The sequence below is a fragment of the Litoribacterium kuwaitense genome (assembly GCF_011058155.1).
Lineage (GTDB): Bacteria > Bacillota > Bacilli > Bacillales > DSM-28697 > Litoribacterium > Litoribacterium kuwaitense.
Genome location: NZ_JAALFC010000031.1, coordinates 1 through 22,837, shown reverse-complemented (window position 1 = coordinate 22,837; position 22,837 = coordinate 1). Strand labels below are relative to the sequence as shown.

Below are 22,837 nucleotides of genomic sequence, written 5' to 3'. Positions count from 1 at the left end.
GAAGAGGTGTAGGGTTGTTTCCACATTCACGCCGCGGTTAAATTAAATAATTACGGGAACCTTTTTAGTGAATAGTACGTAGGAGTAGTATCACAAAAAAGGAGAGAGTAAACATGATTATTTCTACAACAAATCAACTGGACGGCTACCGGGTCACTGAATACATTGGCATTGCTTCGGGCGAAGCGATTATGGGAGCAAATATTGCCCGCGACTTTTTATCAGGTATTACTGATATCATTGGGGGGCGCAGTTCTGCTTATGAAAGCAAGCTTGCTGAAGGGCGGAAGATTGCTCTGGAAGAGATGGAGGAAGAGGCCGAGCGCCTTGGCGCTGATGCAGTTATCGGTGTTCAAATTGATTTTGAAACGATCAAGGATGGGATGATGATGGTGATCGCATCAGGAACGGCAGTTCGAACGACGCGGGTGTAAAAGCCTCAGGTGTCGCAACATGTCTTCCCTCGCCTGCTAGGATGTAGTATACTTCATTACTAGTAGTGTAATAGAACGGAGGGCAACATCCATGATTTTGTCAGATAAAACCATCGAAGAAAAGATAGGTACAGGTGAAATTACAATTGACCCACTTACGCCTGGTCAGATTCAGCCAGCGTCGGTGGATATGCGTTTAGGGCGGCACTTCTTAAAGATTGACGAAAACTCCATTACTGGCATGTCTCTTGATCAGCCAGCGACTTATGTTGAATTTGAGCGAGATAAGATCGTCATTCCGCCAAACTCTTTTTTGTTGGCGACAACTGCTGAATATATTTCGATTGCTGACAACTTGACTGCATTCGTCGAAGGGCGCAGCTCTATCGGGCGCATGGGACTCTTTATTCAAAATGCCGGTTGGGTCGATCCAGGGTTTGAAGGTCAGATCACTCTTGAACTGTTCAATGCCAATCGCGTTCCGATTGAGCTAACAGCAGGAAGACGGATTTGTCAGCTTGTGTTTGCCCAAATGGATCAGACGAGCCAGACCCCGTATCGCGGCAAATATCAAGGTCAGACAAACGCTGTTCAAAGCCGAGTATTTTTAGACGATGAATTAAATCCAGTCAAATAAAAAAGATCTTGACGATCCGCTTGAGAGCATGTTTCTCAAAAGGATCAGTCAGGATCTTTTTTTTGTTTATTAGGCGAGGGTGTCTTTATCCTTATCAAAGACGATTTTGGCAATCGCATCATGTTGATGAATCGATTCTTCGTTTTGACAGTGTACAGAAAACGCGCGCACTGGTTCCATTTCATAAAGGTCACTGGCGATGAGCCGGACCATATCTTCGACAAAGCGTGGGTTTTCGTACGCTTTTTCGGTGACAAACTTTTCATCAGGACGCTTTAATACAGGGTAGAGGATCGAGCTAGCGTTGCTTTCAGCCGCTTCTAACAGCTTTTCCTTCCAGTCAAAGTCATACGCTTCCTCTTCGGATAGAGAGACCTCGACTTGAATACGCCCGCGCTGGTTATGGGCACTGTATTCGCTAATTTCTTTTGAACAAGGACATAAGGTTGTTACTTTTGCCTCCATACCGACGCGGAAAAACGTTTCATCATGCTCCCGGTCAAAGGATGCTTCGACAAAGGCATCAACATATTGAAACGCAGTATAGTCAGAGACAGGTGCTTTCCGTTGAAAGCCCCACGGAAAATCGATCCGCAAAGCCGCATCAGGCTGCTCAAGACGATGGGCCAATTGCTTTAAGAAATGCGTGATCGATGTTAACGATACATCAAAGCCAGGCATTTCTCCTTGGTGAGCTGTCAGTATTTCAGTGAACCGACTCATATTCGTTCCTTTTTGATCCTGTAAAAGTGAAGATGTCAATGAAAACGAGCCGACGCTCGATTGGGTGATAGGGTCGATTCGAGAGTGAATCGTGACAGGAAAACGAACATTGGCAATGCCGACCGCTTGAATAGGAAAAAGAAAATCCTTTTTCTGGTTTTGTAAGTCGGGCATGTCTTCTTTTTTAGAAGGTTTTGTCCGTTCTCCTGGCTGGACTGAGCCGAATAACGTATGACGCTCATCTTTACTCGGCAATATTTTATGGATGCGTGTCATTATTAAGCACCTTCTTATCAATATTTTCTAAATTTGCACGGTTACACTTCATTGTTCTTTTGTGAGGCAGATGTCTTTTTTTGCTCTGGTTCTGGGACAAAGTCAATGCCCCCTGGATGAAACGGATGACATCTCGAAATACGCTTCACAGTTAACCAGAAACCTCGTGCGGCTCCATGCTTCGTAATGGCTTCCAATCCGTAGTGAGAACAAGTTGGGTAAAAACGACAAGTCGGTGGTTTAAGCGGTGAAATGAACCGCTGATAAAAGCGAATTACGCCTAACAAGAAGTGCTTCAACGTGCATTCCTCCCACAATAATCAGTGCTATCGTAGCACATGTTTGCTCACTTCGCATGTTTAGTGCTTTAGTGACTGGAGCGCGTTGGTCGAAGTGCAGAAATTTACCAACCGATCGTTACGGATAAGCTTGCCAATTGCGCACAGACTACGAGTACGTAGAGTCACAGTAACAGCTCGTTCCAAGGCTGCTACGTGTGAAGATACAAAACGAACGAAAGGAGCAGAGGAATGAAACGCATTTATCTACTCTTGCTGGCTGCTATGCTCACAGTTCCCACCTTAGCTGAAGCAAAACAGTCAGATGATTCGCGAAAGCCCGGAGATATTCCAGATGCCGCGTTAAACATATCGAAGGAGAATACGTATCCAAACTCAACCAACGATCAAACTTACTTGACGCCAAGTGAAGAAGCGAAGGAATTAATTGAAACGGCAGGGATGGATATTGATAACCCTGACCTGATCCGCCTGTTGAACGAAACAGAGATTAACATGTCCCCATTATCGATCGGGTCAAGAGCAGTTATTTTTTTAGGTGAATGGCCGCTCGCATATCAATCCGAAGAAACGAATACGAATTGGCAGTATCAATTAGTTAACGTCAATAAGTATGACAACCGTGGTGGCAAGGACGTCAAAAAAATGTCCTACGTGCAGGAAAAAGAAAAGCAAGTTTCTGGTGGCTTAACGACAAACTTACCTCACCAAGTGACCGTTGAAAAAATGATTCAGCAAAAAGCGAGCCAAAAAACAAAACTACCTTTAGCTTTCACCACTATGATTGGAAAAGATACGAAAAAAGAGCAGTATTACAATATTCCGGTCAAGAAACTAGGGTATTTATATGGATATGCCCCAGCTGTGAATGAAAAAGGCCACGTCACATACGGCGAAGTGTATTTAAACATTAAAGGAAATACACCAAGCTTAGAAATTAAAAATGTGACGCAGCAAGGAATCGGTGCCTGGATTCCAGTACAGGATTACGTGTCTTTTACATTTATGACCTCTGATACACCGCGTAGTTAACGAGTTTCGGATGCTGTAAATGCCGTCAGGTTTTCTGAGCGCTGGGTGAAGGACTCGTTTGGATAATACGCGTTTTTCACGAGCGTATTAGGACCAAGGCATTTAACAGCAGGACAGTGGCAATGAAGACTTTCTGCTGATGAAGAGGAGAGCCATTCGTCAAAGATTTTTGGCAGTGCATCTTCTAAAATCGTTCCATAAGAAAAATCATCGTCAAAATCGGTCATGTGGATGCTGCCGTCAAAAATATTGACATTTAAGCGATTCCGTCCGTCTGGGTCATTGCGTACCGTACACATCGGGTCCTCTTGCAAACGAAAAAGCAATTGGAGATCCTCACGCGACGTGCTGCATGGGTAAAAGGGCAGCGTGCCAAAGAGCATCCATATGTTTGGATCACGTATCTCAAGTAAGTGAGTAATCGCTCCCTTGATTTCATCAAGTGTAAGAATATCAAGGTCTTTAGCAAAATCTGCTGGATACATCGGATGCACCTCGTGACGCTTACAGCCCATCGCGACGACGTCTTCGTGAATCGTTTTTAAATGTGGCAATGTGCGCCGATTTAACATGGTTTCAGCAGAGACAAATACGCCAGCCTCACTCAACCTTCGTGAATTGTCGCGCATTCGCTCTAAGTATGCAAGACGAGATTTTTCTGCCGGCTTTCGGTCCATACGAGCAAATCCGCCAGTCATAAAATCATCGTCAGTCCCCCAGTTGTGCGAAATATGCAGCACATCAAGATAAGGGACAATACGCTCGTAGCGAGCGTAAGGCAACGTCAAATTAGAATTCAGTTGGGTGTAAACGCCGCGGTGATGGGCATATTCTAAAAGCGGAAGCACATAGTGTTCAACGCTTTTTTGTGAAAGCATGGGTTCTCCGCCAGTGATGCTAATCGTTTGTAAATGAGGAATTTCGTCAAGGCGACGGATAAGTAAATCAAGCGGCAGTGCTTCTTCGTCTTTTGCTGTCAGCATATGTCCGACCGCACAGTGCTCACACCGCATATTACAAAGGGTCGTTGTCGTAAATTCCACTGAAGAAAGTACCATACGCCCGTGTCGATCAACATCCTGATAAGCTTCCCAAGGATCGAAGGACGGGGAAATGGCTTTCTTTTCTGGGATGGTGTACGCACCATTTAATGTTTTCATCTAGGTCAAACTCCTTCAAGAGGGGTTGTTCGCGATGAACGAATGTCCCTCGATTTGAAAATACAAGTTCTACTAGCAATGATAGACCAACTTCCCACGTTAGAAAAGGGGCAATGCTTCTCGTTTTTCCTAGAAAATGGATCACTGAAAGGAGTGATTTAATGCGCATGAAGCGCTGGACGGCTGCATTTATTGTCGGGCTCTTGTTCTTTAGCGGCACAAGCCTCACGAAAGCAGCAGACAATACACCGATTCATTGGGGATTCACTAAAAGTAAAAATGAAACACCTGCTGAAGCGGGACAGGCATACGATGAGCTACTTAAAAAGCACGATGCTTTTTATAAGGATACGGACGCGACGGAAAAAAATATCTATTTAACGTTTGACAACGGTTATGAGAATGGCTACACCGCACCCATTTTAGATGTATTGAAAAAAACTGACACGCCAGCCACTTTTTTTATTACCGGACATTATATTAAAGACCAGCCAGAACTAGTCAAACGGATGGCAGCGGAAGGGCACATTGTTGGCAACCATTCGTGGAGCCATCCTGACATGACGACGGTAACAAAAGATAAATTTGCACAAGAGCTTGCGCGTGTCGATGAAGCCTTTCAAGACCTTACAGGAGGTGGACCGATGAAATATTTACGGCCACCAAGAGGGATTTTTAGTGACCAGACGCTACAGTGGTCTGGGGAGCTAGGCTACTATAACGTGTTGTGGTCAGTCGCATTTGTTGATTGGAAAACCGATCAGCAAAAGGGAGCCGATTACGCATATAAGGAAATGATGAAGCAAGCACACCCAGGCGCAGTGTTTTTATTGCACACCGTTTCGAAAGACAATGCTGAGGCGTTGGAACGAGCAATTACTGATTTGAAAAAACGAGGTTACACGTTTGCTTCACTCGATGATTATTTGCTTGACCATATGATGATAGACCCGCTGCAGATTTGAGCCGCGGGTTTTTTATTGTTCAGATGCCAGCAAACAAAAGATATTTTTTAATATGCATAATTTTGGTGGGGGTTTATTAGCTATTTACATTACAATAACCTTTCTTTACATAATCTTAATTATAGTTTTGCATGAAATAAACACTTCAAACATGATTCTAGTGTACAATTTTTTTTGTACGTATAGAGTATTCAGGATGTATTTATAAAAATATGGAAATTGTTCAATGGAAATTGAACGTTTACTAGATGCAAAGGGGTGAGAGTTAATTTACTAAACACTTTGACGATGTGGTTGTAAGTGAAGTGACGATTAACAATATTTAAAAAGGAGCTTGGCAAATGAACATTAAAAGAAATCGCAAAAAATTACGGTTCATAAGTCATTTTGCGTCTGTCATGATGTTGGTTTTATTCTTGTCTGCCCCATCTTTCATGCCGGTTGCTAAAGCAATAACAGAAGAGTCAGCAGCAGGCGAGGCAACGCCAGAAGAATCTGGAACAGATGAAGCAACGCCAGAAGAATCTGAAGCGGGTGAAGCAACGCCAGAAGAGTCTGAAGCGGGTGAAGCAACGCCAGAAGAGCCTGGAACAGATGAAGCAACGCCAGAAGAGCCTGGAGCAGGTGAAGCAACGCCAGAAGAGCCAGCAACAGGCGAAGGAACGCCACAAGAATCTGACACAGAAGAAGTGGCTGATGAGGAAGTCGCTGACAATCCTACAACAATTGACGAAGCTTCCGAACAAACATTAACCTTAGACAAAACCGAGTACCTTAGAGGAGAGCCGATCACACTTTCGTACACTGGCGCTTCTGAAAATGGAAATGATTGGGTTGGTGTCTACAGTATTACTGAAGAGGTAGGTAAAGATTATTCTAATCCTTGGGATTATTTAAAGTCTGGAGATGGAGAAGTTAGTCTGAGTACGAATCGACCTGCAGGTACATATGTTGCGTATTTCTTGCTTAATGGCGGCTATGAAATCGTCGATCAACAAACATTCGACATCGTTGATCCAGTTGCAGCTACCGGAGTCACACTTGACCAAGAAGACATCACTGTAACTGAAGGAAAAACGAGTACGTTAACGGCTACAGTGACGCCTGACGATGCGACGAATACCGAAGTGTCATGGAAAAGCAGCAATCCTGATGTCGTTTCAGTCACTGCAAACGGCCACACGGCTACGCTCAATGGTCATGAGCCAGGAGAAGCGACAGTAACAGTCACTACCATTGATGGAAGTTTTACAGCTTCTGTGGATGTAACAGTAGAACGTTTTCTCACATTACCAAGCATGATTGAGCTTGCCCAGTCGAAGCATGATGAAGCTGTTGAAGGCAATGAGGATGGTCAATATGTGACTGGCGCCAAAGCAGACCTGCAGTCGGCGATTAATGATGCTCAAGAGGTAGTAAGCGATGGTAACGCGACTGAAGAACAAGTCAATGACGTGAAAGCGCAATTGAAGGAAGCGATGAAAACCTTTGATGAGTTAAAAATCCATGCAGACGTGAATGGAGATGAAAAGCTTTCTGTCGGTGACTTAGCTCTTGTTTCAGCAGCATATGGTCAAGAAGAAGGGCAAGAGAACTGGAATGATCATGCAGATGTCAATCATGATGATGTGGTTGATCAAGACGATCTTGATATCGTAGCCCAAGCAATCATGAAGTAACATATTTCCAAAAGTATGTGAGTAAAACATTAAATGAAAGTTCATTTTGTCATCAGCATCTAGGTCGCAATACACTCAACTTTTGATAAGGAAAATGGCGTTCTAAGATGTATGGTGATCAGCTTATGATGTTGTTCTTACTTGAATTTATGGAGGTTTTTCAATCATGAAGAGAATTTTTTCCGCCTCGATCATACTAGCGATGATATTCGCTATGTTTTCACCAGGCGCATCCACAGAGGCTGCTGTTGCTAATGACAGTGACAATCCTCTGATCGCATCCCTAACTTTTGATGATAGCTTGCAAGATGATGTAACGAATGAAGATTTAATCGCAAATGGAGAACACACTTTTGTAGACGGTGTATTGCCAGACACGAAAGCCTTGTACTTAAGTGGCGATGATCAACATGTCCGTACACCACAAAGCTTGGCGTTTGGTGAAGAGAGCTTTACGGTTTCTTTCTGGTATAAAGGTGATACGAACGCAGACCAAGTCATTTTATCAAACAAAAACTTTGCCAACGGCTCTAATGCAGGGTGGGCCATTTACACAACCGATAATACAATCAATATGAACTTAGGCTTCCCAAATGCAGAAAAAAAGAACGTTTCTTTCGGACGTAATGTATTTGATGCCTCCGATTGGAGTCATGTGACGTTTGTCGTCGACAGAGAAGAAATGATTGCTTCGTTGTATATTAATGGTTATGAAATGGGTGTAGCGACGCTGAAGCACGGGTCATTAGATACATCCAACCCATTGCACATTGGATCTGACGGATTGGGGAATCACGGTGGGAATGCATTTGCGATCGCTGATCTCGTGATTTCGGAAGGTGCATTAACAAACGAAACAGTGAAAGAACAATATCGCAGCTACGGTATCAACAACGTAGATTTGACAGCACTTCACACAGCATTATCCGAAGCAAAGACAATCTTAGATACAGGTCTCGAGAACGATTATAGCGAAACGGATTTTGCTTTTTTAGAAAAAGTGTATAATACGGCAAAAACAGTTGCCGACACACAAGCAGAAGAAAATATTTTCCAAGAAACAATCAACTATTATGTACGTGAATTAAACAATGCCATCTTTGTTTATGAACAGAGTAATAAAGAAGCAACACCAGCCGATTTAAATATGATTATCGCTAGCGACCCCGAACTCAATCATGATCAAGATAAGGTGAAAATGGTCGAAGGATACTTCAGGCATTCATTTGACATATTTCCGCAGGCGGACATCTTGTTTCTACCGGGTGATGTAACTGGTGGTAACCGAGGCGAAGAATACACATTCATGAAAGAAATGCAAAAAATTTATAATAACATGGAAGCGGACGGTTTATTTGAGGACAGAAGGCTCTTAACGGTCCGAGGCAACCACGACATGGGTGGTGCCGAACAATTCATTCCTGAAGGCTCGGCAGGCGCGTGGAACGATGCTGAGGGAAAGTACGAAAATAACTTCTTTAGAGATGCTTATCGTGTCGAGATCAACGGATTTAACTTCGTCGGCTTTGACGGAAACTATAACGTAGATGAAACTTCAGGTAAAGCGAAACGTTTACTTGAAGAAATTAAGAATGAAGCGGATTACGATCCAACGAAACCGATTTTTGTTACTTCCCACTTTCCAGTCAGTGGTACGACTTGGTCGGGGAGATGGAGTAATGCGGCAAGTAATAATGTAGGGCAATACATTATGGAAAATGATTTTTCGAACGTGTTTTATTTTGCAGGTCATTCACATTACGACCCGTCTGACGAGCGTTCTCTTTATCAAGGTGGAGGCACATTCCTTGAAGCAGGCTCGATCAACTATGCCACTTATGTTCATGGAGGGCCGTATGGCGGTTATATTGAAGGATCGTATGCGAAGCACAATACGACACCTCGGATTACCAATTTCTTAGAAGTGTACGGATCAAAATTGATTATTAAGCAGTACAATTTAAGCTCAAATGAATGGATTGAGAGACCTCTTGTCGTCAATGTTGGCGAAGGTGAGGATGCATATACGTATGGCCAAAAAGATATCAAGGAACTCATTGTCCCGGAATTTGATGAGGACAGTATTACGGTCGATTCGTTTGAAAACAACGACCTTACGTTCACATTAAAGCAAGCAAATGACAACGATCGAGTGTTTGAATACAATGTTCAGCTCATCAATCAGCTAACAGGGGAAGTCGACAAATCGTTCAACAGCCTTTCTTTACCACTAGATGATCCATTCGATGAATATCGCGAGTATACGATCGAAGGTGTGTCAGCAATTACGCCATACAAACTCCGGGTATTTGCTGCGGATTCAATGTATAACCGTACTTATCAAGAGATTGATATTATGCCTGAAGACGTAAATCTTGAGAGCATTACTGCACCTGACGAGCTAACAGGTGTCCCTATTTTGACAGAGAAAACCGCAGACGGGCTTGGGCTGCCGAAAACTGTACAGCTAGAAACGAATGAAGGCATGGGCGAAGCGGAAGTCCAATGGGACGTGGAAGCTACAAGTTATGACCCTCATGCAACGACGGTGCAGTCCTTCACAGTCAATGGGACAGTCAATTTACCAGCCTGGGTAGCCAATCCAAATGGTGTGTCTTTAGAAACGAGCATTGATGTCACGGTTGAATCAATACCGCAGTCGCAAATGACGGCAACCGCAACAAGTGAGGAATTGGTTGAATCTAGTACACCAGCATCTTTGGCGATTGATGGAAATGAGCAAACAAACTGGCATACAGAATGGGGCATCGCTGGTGATCTTCCACAATCAATCACATTGGATCTCGGTGGAACTTACAATATTAGTAAATTATCGTATTTGCCGAGACAGTCAGGCAATAACGGGATTATCACAAATTACAATATTTACGTAAGCACAGATGGTGAGACATTCGAGAAAATTGTAAATGGGAATTGGGCAGGAGACAGTGCTGAGAAAGTGGCGGCTTTTGCTGCGACAGAGGCCTCTCACATTAAGCTTGAAGCCACCGATGCTGTAAATGGTTTTGTGTCAGCTGCCGAGGTGAACGTCTATGTTGATTCGACACCTCTTGAGACGCCACAAGCAATTATTACAGGTGAGAAAAATGTGGCTGTTGGAGAAACGCTTGATCTGACGATGGAGCTAACCAATGTAACACGAAGCAAATTCCAATCGTTATATGCTCAAGACATGACGATTCAATATGATCCGGAAGTTTTGCAGCTTGAGTCGATCGAATCATTGAAAGACGGTTTTAAAGTGATTGAGCAGAAGGAGATCGCACCAGGTCAAGTACGAATTTTAGCCGCTAGCGTTGGCGAGGACGTTTCTGCAAACGATGATTTATTGGCTGCTGAGTTCACAGCTAAAGCAGAAGCTGAAAAGACGACCATTTCTTTAACGGATGTTGTTATTGCAAACGAACAAGGTGAAGAATTACAGGCAAATGGTGCTTCTCACGTTGTGAAAGTGTTAGACGAAGATGGTTCAGACGGAGACGGTTCGGACGGAGATGGTTCGGACGGAGATGGTTCGGACGGAGATGGTTCAGACGGAGACGGCTCAGACGGAGATAACGACTCAGATAAGGATAAGGACAAAGATAAGGACAAAGATAAGGACAAAGATAAGGATAAAGATAAAGACACTCAAAAGCCAAACAAGCCGGCCAAAAAGAACGAGCTTGTCGTTGAAGGTAAAGTAACGACCAATGACGACAATGAAGTGATCGTTACTTTAGATGAAGATGAAGTCATTGATGCCATCGAGAACCAAGAGGGCATTGAACAGTTGACAATTGATACAAAAGACAGTAATGAATCAAGTCAAGTATCTGTCAATATTCCGAGCACAGTCTTTGAAGCATTGAAAGACAAAAACAAGGATGCCGTCGTTGTCACAGCAACGAAAGAAGCGACGTTCGCGGTTCCGGTTGATGAAATGAGCAGCCTGCTTGCGTCACAATTCGGTACAGACGAAGACGTTTCGATTTCCGTAAGCATTGCAACATCCGATGAGCAACAGCAAGCAGTTACACAAAATGGTCTTGCAAGCGTATCTCCAGCCGTACAATTCCAGCTCGATGCGGTTGCGGGTGAGAAGAAGGTCACTTTGGACCAATTCGCAAATTATGTAGAGCGCACGATTGTCGGTGAGCAGCCAATGAACGCCAACAAGTCGGTCGTCGTGAAAATCAACGAAGACGGTTCGTTTACAGCTGTACCGACAGTGTTTAAAGGAAATGAAGCAACGTTTAAGAGCTTGACAATGGTACATTCGTTATCGTTGAAAACAATGACGTATCATTCTCTGATGTTCCAGCAACGCATTGGGCGCACGATTATATCAATAAGCTCGCGGCAAAATATATGATTAAAGGAACGTCAGCAACGACATTTTCACCAGCAGATCATACGACGCGTGCAGAGTTTGCCGCACTCTTAACGAGAACGCTCGGATTGATTGCGACTGACGAGGCAACGCCATCGTTTACAGATGTGACCGGAACAGAGTGGTTTAGCCGAACGGGTGAACTACAAGCAGCTGTCGATTCTGGAATCATTATCGGCAACCCAGATGGCACGTTTGCCCCGAATAAACCAGTCACACGTGCTGAAGCAGCGACGATGATGAGCCGTGCCCTTGCCTATGTTGCCTTAAATGATGACAAGCTAGACGAAACGAAAGAACTCAATCATTTTAAAGATGAAGGCAGCATCGCAGAATGGGCGAAGGAAGATGTAGAGAAAACGTTACAAGCCGGTATTTTCACAGGCGACGAACGATCTCACTTTAACGCATCAGCTTCGATCAAACGCGCCGAAGTGGCAAAAGCCATTCATCATATGTTGCAAGTCGCAGAATTGATGAACTAAGTTAAAAATACTAGAAGGCAGTGCACTACACAGCCGGCATTCGTTCTGAAGCAGAATGAATGTGTGTAGTGCCTGTCTTTTTTACGAGAGGGATAGACGTTTGATACTTCGTCAATTTTCCTTTAGCCTTTCAAAAATGAAAAAGGAACCCCGGCGATGTCCTGTGTATGCTAGAGAGATTGGATGTAACGACAAAAGAGATGGTGCTATTTTGCCACCATCTCTTTTGTACGTATTTTTTTAAAGTTTTTTTAAGTATGTATGTTCACGAAAGCTGTTTAAAATATTCTCCTCGTTTCAGACTGTCAACAAATTGCTCCATCCATTCATAGTAGGTTTTTGCGTGACGGAGCTTATGTAAGTCGACAAGCGCTTCCTTACGCTCAATATCCGAAGTATGCTCATCAAGGATAATTTCTTCTAGCTCAGGAATCGCTCGGTTAATAGCCGTGCCCATGACGTCTATTTCACGCTGAAGCTTTTGTGTGAAAAAGTTTTGAAAAGCAAGGAAAAAATCTGTCTCTGCCATGTATAAATCTTTTCGCTCGCGCTTTTCTTCAAGTTTAAGGACCATTTGAGATTCCGTTAGTGAACGAACTGCGTAGCTCATATTACTTTTGCTCATATTCATATGGCTTTTCATATCTTCTAGCGTCATCGGTTGATCCTCAAAATACATAATCCCGTATAAACGTCCAAATGATTGGGTCACGCCATACAAATCCATCGTTTCAGCAATGGCTTCAATGACATTTTGCCTAGTATGGAGCCTTTGGTTACTTATCTGGTGTTTTGCGTCTTGAGACACGAGGTTGTTCACACCCTTTAAAAAGCCGAATAATAGACCCAAATCTGCTAAGGGCCTCGGGCGGCTAGATTCATTTATCTTTTGACGGTGGAAAGCTCAAGCGTTTTTCAGGTGTTTAGATTTCTTCAATCATTGATTTTCTTTAGTAAGAAATGCTAGTGGTCGCTTAGTCTAGTTTACTACTATAAGTCGCGAAGGGTCAAACCTAATTTGGAAGCAAAATCCTAATGTTAACGTACGTCACTTTCCGGTTTAAAATAAAGGCCGTTTTTTAATTTACGAATGTGCGTTCTCGTGTATAATGACTGTAAAGATAAAATGTTGCCTACTAGAGCAAGGAGATGAAAAAAGAAGCAAGGAGGACGAGTGATATATGGTAGAAGTCTATGTTAATAAACCGTATCGATTTGACGAAACGATTCGTTCATTACAAAAAGATCCTTTATTTAAGGTTGAGGAGAAAAGGGTCTACATTCCTTTTGAATGGAAAAAGGAAAAGCATGTTGTGACGGTTGAACCGCAAAAGGAGACGACCGATCAGTATGTGTTTAAAGTTGGGGTTGCAGAGAATATTGAACAAGAGGCAAAAGACCACATCACTTTCATTCTTGACATGAAACGACCGCTCGGGGAAATGAAGCAGCATTATGAAAATACGCTTCTAGCAACCGTATTTGAAACATACGAAGGAACGCCACTCGTGCGAGATGCGAGCATATATTATTGTTTGATGAAAACGCTAATTCACCAGCAGCTAAATATGGCTTTCGCTAGGACGCTTACTGAACGGTTCATCCATCACTTTGGTGAACAGAAGGAAGGGATTTGGTTTATGCCCTCGCCTGAGCGTATTGCAAGTCTTGAGTACAGCGCTTTGCGAGAGCTTCAATTTAGCCAGAGAAAAGCAGAATATGTCATTGACTTGTCTCGGGACATCGTCGATGGGAGGCTCGACTTAGCGGCACTTGCAAGTCAATCAGATGAGGAGGTCGTCAAAACGCTCGTCGCTTATCGCGGCGTTGGTGTGTGGACTGCACGCTCTGTATTAATGTCTGGTTTAGGTCGACCGGATTTATTTCCCTCTGCCGATATTGGGCTCATGAAGGCTTTGCATCCACTTGTCGGGACAGAAAAAAGACCAACCGCAAAAGATTTAGAAGTATGGTCTTCTTATTGGTCACCGTACCGCAGCTATGCCGCGATCTACTTGTGGAAAACGATTGAGAGCAATGCAAAATCATAAAAACTCTACTGAATTGAAGGCATCGTTATTTTGAGGTAAGTGAGGGCGTAGCGATGCCTATCCGGTTTAGGCTGTAAGACCCGCTATTTAAAAGTTCAAATATCAATGGTGTTTAATACTTTAGCCTGACAATTGCTGATTAAACGATCTCTAAATAATAGACCATCCCATTTGGTTGGTTATATTTACTTTTGGTTAAACGCTCGTGGGAAAAATATTTATAAACTTTAAACCCGTACTTTTCATAAAATGTATAAGTACAACCGATATCCGTCCATAGAAATGCGCTTTTTAAGTTGTTGGCTTTACAAAAGCCAACGTAGCGATCCATCAGTTTTTTCCCATAGCCCATACCACGAAGCTCAGGGCTTACGACAAACAGATTAACTTCGCTATCAAATGGTCTTTCTGTCGTCTCGCCGAGTCGATTGATTTCATTGTTCGCTTGCCCAACTTGTAAAGCCTTTTTGCGCTGACCAAAGTCACCGCGGATTAAATAAAAAAGGCTGATCAGACGATTTCTCATTCCTTTTACTTGATACTTTAATGTTCTAAAAAGCCCCGCGTCTTCGATACTGCCAAATAAAATCCCTTTGACTTCATCGTGTTCATCGACAATTAAATCGAGGTGCTCGGAGTAATTTTCACAAGACAATACATATTGTTTAAATATGCTCTCAGGCTTTTTAGGCTTGTGAAATTCTTTATCAAATGCCCACGTATTTCGGACCAATTTTGCACAGCTGTTTAAGTATGATGGGTTGTATTTTTGAAATCGTAACTCCACGTTGGCTCACCTCAGAATGAATTTTTAATAGACGTAACACGTGATTGAGTTGCTAAGGCTCTTTCAGAAACATATGTTGCCTATTAGCTTTTCGATTAGGCATCTAGCGTTTGGCACGCAAGTGTTTCTGAAAGTTCATGAAACGCTGGTTTTGCTAAAAACAAACCATTTCAAAGCATGACAGTCGACGTACATGATATTCTGAATGTCCGGTTGATGAAGCAAGGGAATGAACGTGTCATTGAGTTTCTTAAGGCGTATGGAGGATAGATCAATCGATGAGCATGAAAGGAGATCACACTTCGTTATTTAGCTGGAAGTTAGAGCCAATGTCTCTATTATTCGCAAGTAGATTCAGGTCTCATGCTCTTCTTCCTCCTTGCTGCGAAACGCCGCTGGAGGTACTCCAATCTGGTCTTTAAACACCCGGGTAAAATAATGAACCGAAGTAAATCCTGTCAGCTCGGCGACTTCTTTAATAGAGATATCGGTCGTTCGTAAATAGTGCTTCGCCTGCTTCGCCCGTTCTTGTTGGACGTATTGGGTGAAGTTACAACCTAATTCGTTCGCAAACAGCCGTGATAGGTGTCGTCCTGAAATATGCAAGTATCCGGCGATGTCGTCTAACCTGAGTGGTCGTTCCAAGTTGTCCCGAATATACAGCTTTGCCTGGTGTAACAGCGTTGATATATTTGAATGGGAAATGACAGCCCGTTCTTTTTCTTGCTTGTCCGAGAACAGCGTGTAAAACGATGCTAGTAAGGCATGAACAAGGTGTAGAGTGGTTTCTCTATGAAACGGATGTACGCTTGTGGTCTCCATGAGTAAAGTGCTCCAGAGAGACGCTGAGCTCGATTGTTCTGAATGAGGGACGACGACGTTCGTTGTATTTGCAAGATATTGATAGCATTGATAAGCATCTTCAGTGGATGCTTCGGGAACGACCTCAAACGCAACCCACACTAAATCAAGCCCATGTTGACTCGTAATTTGATGAGAAATGCCAGGGCGGGAGACAAAAAATGTTCCTTTCGTTAAAGGGTATATATGTTTGTAATCCATATATTCGCCTGAGCCGTCACGAACATAACAAATTTCGTAAAAGGCATGTTTGTGAATCGGGTTATGAAGGTGTTGAGGGTGATGTCCCCAATAAAGGACTTTAAAGGACAAGTTTTCACCCTTTGTTCGGACGACGGCTGTCTGATTTAGTATTGAAATACCTTCACTTATGGGAATGTGAACCATAGCATCTTCTCCCAAATAATGTCCTTATTTTACAAAAGGATGGCTGATTAAGACAAAGACAAGAAATCGCTCTTTTTCTATACTATATCTACATTACAGCTTTTTGTATACTAATAAAGGTGAAAGGAAGATGATGATGATTTCCGAAAAGGATGTCGAATTTTACAAACAGGACGGCTACTTACTCGTGAAAAATGTGTTTAATGAGCAGGAAGTAGAAGAAATGCGCAATGGAGTTGACCGAATCGTCCAGCGTGCAGCAGATGCGAAACTGGATCATAACGCAGCTTGGCAAGGGGATTTTATTCCTGCGAAAGAATTAAAAAAGCTAGTACTTAAAGGCTTTCATGATGTGCACTACCATGATGCTGCATTTACGAAAGCATTGGTACACCCAAACATGGTTGCCGTTCTTCGTCAGCTCATCGGTCCAAATGTTCAGCTTCACCACTCAAAGATGCTCGTAAAGCCTCCGGAAAACGGCGCGGCGTTTCCGATGCATCAAGATGAGCCGTATTTTCCGCACGAAAAGCATACAATGATGGCAGCGAGCGTTCATTTAGATGATGCCGATGAAGAAAATGGTTGTCTTCATGTCGTACCAGAGTCACATAAATCGGGTCCGCTACCGCATGTCGGCCGTCACTATTTAAACCATAAAGAATATCCAATCAGTATGGGGACGCCTTGTCCGGCACAGGCAGGAGATGTTCTATTCTTTAATTACTTGACGATTCACGGTTCAGATGCAAATCGCAGTGACCGGACGCGCAGAAACGTATTGTTCCAATATCGCGACCCTGCCGATCCGCCAGTTAAGGATGTTCACGTCAACTGGGGACAAGGGCTTATGGTTTGTGGAGAAAACCCAACGTTTCGCGAATATCATTCGGATTTTACTTTGAAATAATGAATTACATTCAAGCGAACTCACAGACGGGTTCGCCCTCTTTAAAACGATCAAAAGCACGGGGACTTGTTTTTAAAAATATAGAATAGAGGTGTGCATATTGGAAGAGAAAAAATCTGCTGCTCTACAACAATACGAGCAGGATGGGTACGTGATCTTTCCAAAGGTGCTTGATGGCGACCTTATTAAGGAAGCGCGTGAGCACTTGGCTTGGCTTATGGAGAAAAACCCTAACCTTCGTCCCGAGCATTTAGGTACTGAGCTGATCAATGATGATCCTTTTTGGGTACGGCTCGTCAGTGACGACCGTCTTTTAGATATTGCGGAGCAGTTTATCGGTCCCAATATTGCCTTGTTTGCCTCACATTATATTTCCAAGCCCCCATATGATGGTCAAGAGGTTCTGTGGCATCAGGACGGGAGCTATTGGCCGCTTGAGCCGATGAATGTTATTACGCTCTGGCTTGCTGTAGATGATTCTCTCCCTGAGAATGGCTGTATGAGAGTTATTCCGAAAACGCATACAATGAATCTGCAGGAGATGCAGGAAAAAAAAGATGTAGATAACGTACTCGGATCAGAGATCGACCCACGACTTGTGAAAGAAGAGGACGCCGTAGATTGTATGATGGAAGCAGGTGGAGTTTCAATTCACCACCCTAATATCATCCACGGTTCGAAAGCCAATCATTCTTCATTGAGGCGGTGTGGCTTGACAATTCGGTATATCCCCACATCTACACGAATTACACAGGAGCCGTGGCCAAGTGCATTTTTATTAAGAGGAGAGGCAGTTCCGGGCATTAACACCTATTTACCTTTTCCAAAATACGATAAAGAAAGGCATATGGCTTTTAAAGGATGTGAAGCGTGGGCGTGACATTTTAAACAAATTTAAATCTAATCTGTCGTTCCTCAGGGTGCGGCAGATTTTTGAGTTCGTACATTCTTTTTTACAGTGGTTGTATTATGATTAATCAAATGATCAAGTTGCCAGTGCAGGACGAGGTATTGTTTGATAAAATAAGAGATTGCAAGCGCATTAGATGAATTTTTGTAAAGGAAGAAAAAAGCGCTGACCATACATATATCAATTTTTACGGAACGATCATTTTTTTCTTTAAAATGATGAAAAAGTAGCCGAAATAAACATATAAAGGTATGCACAAGGGAGACCTGCTCATGATTAACCTACCATTAGAACGGAAAAAGGTCACAAACTACATCGGATTAACTGATCATGACCTAAAGGTATTGAAAAATGCTCGTCCTCATTTTGAAGCAATTGTAGATCAGTTGGTTGATGAGCTATATGCTGATATCCAACGCCAGCCTGAATTGTTTGAAATTATTCAACAGTACAGTACAATTGACCGGCTAAAACAAACGCAAAAATGGTATTTTCTCTCTTTGACTGACGGTGTACTTGATGAAGCGTATGTTGATAAACGTCTTCATGTTGGCACTGTGCACTCTAAGATTGGACTTACAGCGGATTGGTACTTAGGGACGTACATTATTTATACAAACTTAGCAACAGCGCATTTGCAACGAGTCATGCCTGAGGGTTGGGATGAGGCAGTTCGTGCGTTGGCGAAAATGTTTAACTTCGATTCTCAACTTGTATTAGAGGCGTATGAACGAGATGAGAAACGAGAAATTGAAGGGTTGCTAGACAATCAGCGAGAGATGATCGAAGGAATTGGTTCGGCGGTACAGAATTTGGCAAGTGTCATGAAAGAGCTTGGTTCAAGCAGTGAAAAAGTAGCTAGTACGGCGCAAGACAGTGCGGAGATGCAACAGAACACCCACGATCATATTCAAGATTTAGCGAAGGAAATAGACTCCATTGATGCACTAGGTACTTCCATGAAGCATGTGGCCGATCAGTCGCAAATGCTTGGCTTAAATGCAGCCATTGAGGCGGCAAGAGCTGGAGATGCAGGACGAGGCTTTGGTGTTGTTGCTGAAGAAATACGAAAACTCGCGCGGCTATCAGAGGAGTCCCTTAATACAATTGAAAAACGCATCCAGCATATTCGTACTGTCCTTGATAGTGTTACACAAGGAGCGGACCAATCTTTTGATCTCTCTAGACAGCAGGAAGGTCATGCACAAACAATGGTCTCTTTCGTCAAAACCATTGAAACGCTAACTAAAGAGCTTGAAGAGCTACGAAAAAAAAATTAAGGCGTTCCTCACATACCAATGTATTTCTAAGAGGAAAATAGAGTGAAGACAAAGTTGTTTTAGGCTTTGTCTTCACTTTATTTTGCCAATTTAAGAAACGCTTTATTGGTTTACAAACGATTTGCAATCTACGAATGGAGTTGAAGTGCAGACTCGAAAGACCATGAAACCATGAAACGGCGGAAACGATGTCTCTTTAATTGGCAGAGTAATATGACAAAGGTGGAGGAATGATACATAATGTATAATTTTTCAATGTTAAAAAATTCAAAATAGAGTTACAATGAATATCGAACGAACAATGGAGGTGGGAGATATTCGTATGCGTAACTTTATGACTTTGTTAGGGGTGCTCCTCATGGTCGGTGTGATCACCGGCACCACTACAGCTAAAGCATCTCAAGACAGTAAGGAGTATTATTGGTCATTCGATGAAAAAGACGGGCAGACATATGACGATCATTGGCGTCAGCAGACGATGACTATGGAAGTTGGCGGAGAAGTGGTGGACGGCATTTTCGGAAAGGCATTGAAATTCAATGGATTCCATGATCATGGCATCATTGATGCGCCGGATGTTGGAGAGCAGTGGACGATTTCAATGTGGATGCAGAAGGATGAGATGACCGGATCAAATTCAGTTATTCTTGGGGCTGATACCGGAGTCATTAAGGTCGAGCAGGCAGGTACCAACAAGCATATGGGGTTTACTGAATATTTACCAGGCTTTTCATTTGATAACAAGTCGTATGATTACACCCTGCCGATCGGTAAATGGACGCACGTCGCTTATGCCACCGATGGTCAAACAATGAAACTTTACATTGATGGTGAATTAATAGGCACCGTAGATCATACGATTCCAGCACCGTTACAGCTCATTGGTAAATCCAGGCACAATATTATGTATGCTGGAAAAATCGATGAGCTAAAAGTGTTTAGTAAAGAGTTAACCGAAGAAGAAGTGAACGAAGCAGCTGGAGTTGACTTTACAACCTTAGATTTAACACCACCATCCATTCAATTACTTGGCGAAGAAACGATCGAGTTGCCATTAGGTGGAACGTATACCGATCCTGGGTTTACTGCAGAAGATGAGAACGATGGTGACTTGACTAATCAAGTCATCGTCGAAGGTGAAGTCGATACAAGTGAAACAGGTCTGTATCCAATTCGCTATACGGTGCGTGATGCAGTTGGGCACGAGGCAACAGTGACAAGGGATGTCATTGTACAATCCGACGAACCATCACTCTCAAGGGCAAGTCGCGTTATGATTGACAGAGGACTGCAACTGGGCATTTGGGTGACAGGAGATGATAGTCGTTATACACTTGATCCAGAAGACTGGAAGGACATTAACTTTACATCGCCTACATTTTATGACGGAGATTATTATAACGAAACATTAATGCAAGCGTTGCCTGAAAAAGATTGGTCCCTCTCTTTCTCAGTACAAGGAGATGAAGCACCTTACGTAAAACCACCTGGGCCAGAAGACGATTATTTAACAGCGGAGCAAAGAGAGCACGCAGATGAATTAGTGACGGTGTCTTTTCAAGATGAGCGGCATTATTCAGAAACGTTAGTAACAAATCTCGAAGCGTGGTTTGAGTTAAGTCATGAAAAGTATCCTAATGCGCTCATGTTTGGCAATCAATATATGGGACAATGGTCAACCGAGCAATTACGTGAATATATGATGAGAGCCAAACCAGACCTGTTAACCTATGATGATTATTACTTCTCATACGGAGGAAATCCTTACCTCGGTGGAAGCATTACGCAGCTGTACAATGAACTTGGACGATATCGTGAAGTTGCTTTAGCTGGTCACGATGGCACAGGAAACTCTCCCATCGCTTTCGGTCAATATTTGCTTGGTTTTAAAACGGGAGAAACACCGCCGTCCTCACCAAACGAGGACTTAAGCAATGCCTATACCATCACTGAATCACAGTTAAATGCGGTGGCAAATGCGACATGGACATTCGGTGGGAAATGGGCAACCATTTTCCGTTGGGGCCAGGATCACTATTGGACGCTGTTATTGGATCAAGACGGTAATCGGACAAAAACGTATGAACAATATGCAGAGATGGCACGAGAAACGCGTAATCTTTCTCCACATTTGTCTCGTTTAAATAGCACCGACGTCCGTTTACACCTTGGCCAGCACCAAGTTGGTAGTGAAGTCAAATCGAATGGAAAGCCAGGTCAAGTCGACCTTTGGGAAGATAACGAGCATCCAGTCATCAAAGACATTACCGCGCAGAATATCGGTGTCGTGAATGACGAGCTGCCAGGAGATGTACTCGTCGGATTTTTTGAGCCACTTCCAGGTACAGATGACTTCTTCAAATCAAATGATATTGAATATTTCATGATGATGAACGGATTGACCCACGGAAACGGGCTTCCGGTAGAAGAACAGAAGGGCTCAGGAGAAGAGACACGTCAAGAGATTACGCTCACTTTAGATTTAAATGGGATTCCGCGAGGTGCGATCAAAAAAATTGACCGCGATACAGGAAATAAAGCTCCGGTCAAGCTAGAGAAGTTAAACAATGAGCTGTATGAAATGACAGTTACATTGGATGGCGGTAAGGCAGACTTATTCTATATTGACTACGCTCAAGGCAATAAGAAGGAAAAGTAATAGTAAAGAAACGAATGTGCGGCTGAAAAAAATCAGCCGCTTTATTCTGTTGTATAAAGGGTATAGAATATTATAACTCCAATTTGCATACATTGAATGACTGTATAAGATGGATAATAAGGAGGGTGATTGATGTACCGTGTTTTTTTAGCCTCACCGGAAGAAATAAAAGTATTATTAGCGCGAAATGTGTTTAAAGAAAAATTAGCTCAAGATTACATAATGGATTGTCATGTGAACGCCTTCGCTACCTTAGAGCGTTTGCATGAGAGAAAGAGCAATGACAATATAGCCGCTGATGAATGTTCCAATATAGAAGGCGTCCATGAAACTTTATTGTCAGATGATAAAGTATATTTACTAATGCCCATCAATAGAGAAGAAATGGAGCGAAGTCTAAAGGATAGCGATCAATATACACGCGAAAATAAGACCGAATTTTCTAAAATAAAAAGAAATGATCCAGTTCTGTTCTTAAAAGAAATGATCCATCGCTGGTATATGAAAGATCTATCAATTGCTGCTCTAGCAGAAGAGCTCGGATATAATCCATCTTATTTAGGACGGAGCTTTAAAACCGTTGTTGGAATAAGCTTTATTCAATACTTAACAAACAAGAGGGTAGAGATAGCTAAGCAAATATTGGAGAATACAAACTGGCGATTAAAACAGATCGCTCAAAGTATAGGGTATAGCGATGATAAGTATTTTATTAAAGTTTTTAAAAAGCAGACAGGGTTTTCTCCAGCCGAATTTAGAGAAGCAAAAAAACGTGAGAAAGGTTAAGGATACTCAATCTAGTTTGCTATATGAATGAATTTCATAATTCTAAGGTCTTGCCACGCAAGGCTTCCGAGACATAAAAAAGGAAGTACCTCCCCAAATTCTGTATAATGGTAGTCGACGAAA

The 22,837-nt window shown here is 42.8% G+C and carries 19 protein-coding genes; 13 read left to right on the top strand and 6 right to left on the bottom strand.

Translation table 11 applies throughout. From position 1 onward, the window contains the following. The first annotated feature begins 113 nt into the window (after positions 1 to 113). Together G4V62_RS14175 and dcd are read left to right on the top strand one after the other, a co-directional pair. Positions 114 to 434 (top strand): YbjQ family protein, encoded by a 321-nt coding sequence (locus tag G4V62_RS14175; RefSeq protein WP_165203283.1) that lies wholly within the window; start codon positions 114 to 116, stop codon positions 432 to 434. Positions 435 to 525: 91 nt separating this feature from the next. Beyond that, on the top strand, positions 526 to 1,071 hold the full coding sequence (gene dcd / locus G4V62_RS14170) for a dCTP deaminase (protein ID WP_165203281.1): 546 nt from the start codon (positions 526 to 528) through the stop codon (positions 1,069 to 1,071). Positions 1,072 to 1,140: 69 nt separating this feature from the next. On the opposite strand, the gene folE2 is transcribed toward dcd, so the two are convergent. After that, the gene (gene folE2, locus G4V62_RS14165) at positions 1,141 to 2,070 is read right to left on the bottom strand and encodes a GTP cyclohydrolase FolE2 (RefSeq protein WP_165203279.1); all 930 of its coding nucleotides are present in this window, start codon (positions 2,068 to 2,070) and stop codon (positions 1,141 to 1,143) included. Positions 2,071 to 2,111: 41 nt separating this feature from the next. After that, complete coding sequence (gene yidD / locus G4V62_RS14160) at positions 2,112 to 2,369, bottom strand: membrane protein insertion efficiency factor YidD (protein ID WP_165203277.1); 258 nt, start codon at positions 2,367 to 2,369, stop codon at positions 2,112 to 2,114. Positions 2,370 to 2,600: 231 nt separating this feature from the next. On the opposite strand from yidD, the gene G4V62_RS14155 reads away from it, so the two are divergent. Then, positions 2,601 to 3,401 carry a YfkD famly protein gene (locus tag G4V62_RS14155; RefSeq protein ID WP_165203275.1) on the top strand — a complete coding sequence of 267 codons (801 nt, stop codon included), beginning with the start codon at positions 2,601 to 2,603 and terminating at the stop codon, positions 3,399 to 3,401. Here G4V62_RS14155 and yfkAB read toward each other — a convergent pair. Continuing rightward, positions 3,398 to 4,561 carry a radical SAM/CxCxxxxC motif protein YfkAB gene (gene yfkAB / locus G4V62_RS14150; RefSeq protein WP_165203273.1) on the bottom strand — a complete coding sequence of 388 codons (1,164 nt, stop codon included), beginning with the start codon at positions 4,559 to 4,561 and terminating at the stop codon, positions 3,398 to 3,400. The two genes, G4V62_RS14155 and yfkAB, sit on opposite strands and share 4 nt — an antisense overlap. Positions 4,562 to 4,728: 167 nt before the next feature. Here yfkAB and pdaA point away from each other — a divergent pair, with 167 nt between their 5' ends. The 4 genes from pdaA to G4V62_RS20660 all read left to right on the top strand — a co-directional run bounded on the left by pdaA (position 4,729) and on the right by G4V62_RS20660 (position 12,083). After that, on the top strand, positions 4,729 to 5,526 hold the full coding sequence (gene pdaA / locus G4V62_RS14145; RefSeq protein ID WP_165203327.1) for a delta-lactam-biosynthetic de-N-acetylase: 798 nt from the start codon (positions 4,729 to 4,731) through the stop codon (positions 5,524 to 5,526). 341 nt (positions 5,527 to 5,867) lie between these two features. Further along, positions 5,868 to 7,205 (top strand): Ig-like domain-containing protein, encoded by a 1,338-nt coding sequence (locus G4V62_RS14140; RefSeq protein WP_165203271.1) that lies wholly within the window; start codon positions 5,868 to 5,870, stop codon positions 7,203 to 7,205. A gap of 166 nt (positions 7,206 to 7,371) precedes the next feature. Further along, complete coding sequence (locus tag G4V62_RS14135) at positions 7,372 to 11,580, top strand: discoidin domain-containing protein (RefSeq protein ID WP_165203269.1); 4,209 nt, start codon at positions 7,372 to 7,374, stop codon at positions 11,578 to 11,580. Next, the gene (locus tag G4V62_RS20660; RefSeq protein WP_312855501.1) at positions 11,490 to 12,083 is read left to right on the top strand and encodes an S-layer homology domain-containing protein; all 594 of its coding nucleotides are present in this window, start codon (positions 11,490 to 11,492) and stop codon (positions 12,081 to 12,083) included. Before G4V62_RS14135 ends, G4V62_RS20660 begins: the two co-directional genes overlap by 91 nt. Before the next feature lie 265 nt (positions 12,084 to 12,348). On the opposite strand, the gene G4V62_RS14125 is transcribed toward G4V62_RS20660, so the two are convergent. Continuing rightward, positions 12,349 to 12,891, bottom strand: coding sequence for a GbsR/MarR family transcriptional regulator (locus tag G4V62_RS14125; RefSeq protein WP_165203265.1), 543 nt, complete (start codon positions 12,889 to 12,891; stop codon positions 12,349 to 12,351). A 373-nt stretch (positions 12,892 to 13,264) separates the two neighbouring features. Between G4V62_RS14125 and G4V62_RS14120 the strand changes: the two genes are divergently transcribed. Beyond that, a complete protein-coding gene (locus G4V62_RS14120; RefSeq protein WP_165203263.1) occupies positions 13,265 to 14,134 on the top strand; it encodes a DNA-3-methyladenine glycosylase family protein in 870 nt (289 codons plus the stop codon). 139 nt (positions 14,135 to 14,273) lie between these two features. On the opposite strand, the gene G4V62_RS20655 is transcribed toward G4V62_RS14120, so the two are convergent. Together G4V62_RS20655 and G4V62_RS14110 are read right to left on the bottom strand one after the other, a co-directional pair. Further along, positions 14,274 to 14,921: a GNAT family N-acetyltransferase gene (locus G4V62_RS20655; RefSeq protein WP_165203261.1), complete on the bottom strand. Its 648-nt coding sequence runs from the start codon at positions 14,919 to 14,921 to the stop codon at positions 14,274 to 14,276. A gap of 354 nt (positions 14,922 to 15,275) precedes the next feature. After that, positions 15,276 to 16,169 carry an AraC family transcriptional regulator gene (locus G4V62_RS14110; protein ID WP_165203259.1) on the bottom strand — a complete coding sequence of 298 codons (894 nt, stop codon included), beginning with the start codon at positions 16,167 to 16,169 and terminating at the stop codon, positions 15,276 to 15,278. A 136-nt stretch (positions 16,170 to 16,305) separates the two neighbouring features. Here G4V62_RS14110 and G4V62_RS14105 point away from each other — a divergent pair, with 136 nt between their 5' ends. The 5 genes from G4V62_RS14105 to G4V62_RS14085 all read left to right on the top strand — a co-directional run bounded on the left by G4V62_RS14105 (position 16,306) and on the right by G4V62_RS14085 (position 22,714). Next, positions 16,306 to 17,079, top strand: coding sequence for a phytanoyl-CoA dioxygenase family protein (locus G4V62_RS14105; RefSeq protein WP_165203257.1), 774 nt, complete (start codon positions 16,306 to 16,308; stop codon positions 17,077 to 17,079). A gap of 100 nt (positions 17,080 to 17,179) precedes the next feature. Then, on the top strand, positions 17,180 to 17,959 hold the full coding sequence (locus tag G4V62_RS14100; RefSeq protein WP_212508795.1) for a phytanoyl-CoA dioxygenase family protein: 780 nt from the start codon (positions 17,180 to 17,182) through the stop codon (positions 17,957 to 17,959). Positions 17,960 to 18,261: 302 nt separating this feature from the next. Further along, positions 18,262 to 19,269 (top strand): globin-coupled sensor protein, encoded by a 1,008-nt coding sequence (locus G4V62_RS14095; RefSeq protein ID WP_165203253.1) that lies wholly within the window; start codon positions 18,262 to 18,264, stop codon positions 19,267 to 19,269. A gap of 322 nt (positions 19,270 to 19,591) precedes the next feature. Then, positions 19,592 to 21,928 carry an immunoglobulin-like domain-containing protein gene (locus tag G4V62_RS14090; protein WP_165203251.1) on the top strand — a complete coding sequence of 779 codons (2,337 nt, stop codon included), beginning with the start codon at positions 19,592 to 19,594 and terminating at the stop codon, positions 21,926 to 21,928. Between the two features lie 132 nt (positions 21,929 to 22,060). Then, a complete protein-coding gene (locus G4V62_RS14085) occupies positions 22,061 to 22,714 on the top strand; it encodes a helix-turn-helix domain-containing protein (RefSeq protein ID WP_165203249.1) in 654 nt (217 codons plus the stop codon). Positions 22,715 to 22,837 lie beyond the last annotated feature (123 nt).

Coding starts and splice junctions, on each gene's coding strand:
- G4V62_RS14175 (WP_165203283.1), top strand. CDS start 114: ATGATTATTTCTACAACAAATCAACTGGACGGCTACCGGGTCACTGAA.
- dcd (WP_165203281.1), top strand. CDS start 526: ATGATTTTGTCAGATAAAACCATCGAAGAAAAGATAGGTACAGGTGAA.
- folE2 (WP_165203279.1), bottom strand. CDS start 2,070: ATGACACGCATCCATAAAATATTGCCGAGTAAAGATGAGCGTCATACG.
- G4V62_RS14155 (WP_165203275.1), top strand. CDS start 2,601: ATGAAACGCATTTATCTACTCTTGCTGGCTGCTATGCTCACAGTTCCC.
- yfkAB (WP_165203273.1), bottom strand. CDS start 4,561: ATGAAAACATTAAATGGTGCGTACACCATCCCAGAAAAGAAAGCCATT.
- pdaA (WP_165203327.1), top strand. CDS start 4,729: ATGAAGCGCTGGACGGCTGCATTTATTGTCGGGCTCTTGTTCTTTAGC.
- G4V62_RS14140 (WP_165203271.1), top strand. CDS start 5,868: ATGAACATTAAAAGAAATCGCAAAAAATTACGGTTCATAAGTCATTTT.
- G4V62_RS14135 (WP_165203269.1), top strand. CDS start 7,372: ATGAAGAGAATTTTTTCCGCCTCGATCATACTAGCGATGATATTCGCT.
- G4V62_RS14120 (WP_165203263.1), top strand. CDS start 13,265: ATGGTAGAAGTCTATGTTAATAAACCGTATCGATTTGACGAAACGATT.
- G4V62_RS14110 (WP_165203259.1), bottom strand. CDS start 16,169: ATGGTTCACATTCCCATAAGTGAAGGTATTTCAATACTAAATCAGACA.
- G4V62_RS14105 (WP_165203257.1), top strand. CDS start 16,306: ATGATTTCCGAAAAGGATGTCGAATTTTACAAACAGGACGGCTACTTA.
- G4V62_RS14095 (WP_165203253.1), top strand. CDS start 18,262: ATGATTAACCTACCATTAGAACGGAAAAAGGTCACAAACTACATCGGA.
- G4V62_RS14090 (WP_165203251.1), top strand. CDS start 19,592: ATGCGTAACTTTATGACTTTGTTAGGGGTGCTCCTCATGGTCGGTGTG.
- G4V62_RS14085 (WP_165203249.1), top strand. CDS start 22,061: ATGTACCGTGTTTTTTTAGCCTCACCGGAAGAAATAAAAGTATTATTA.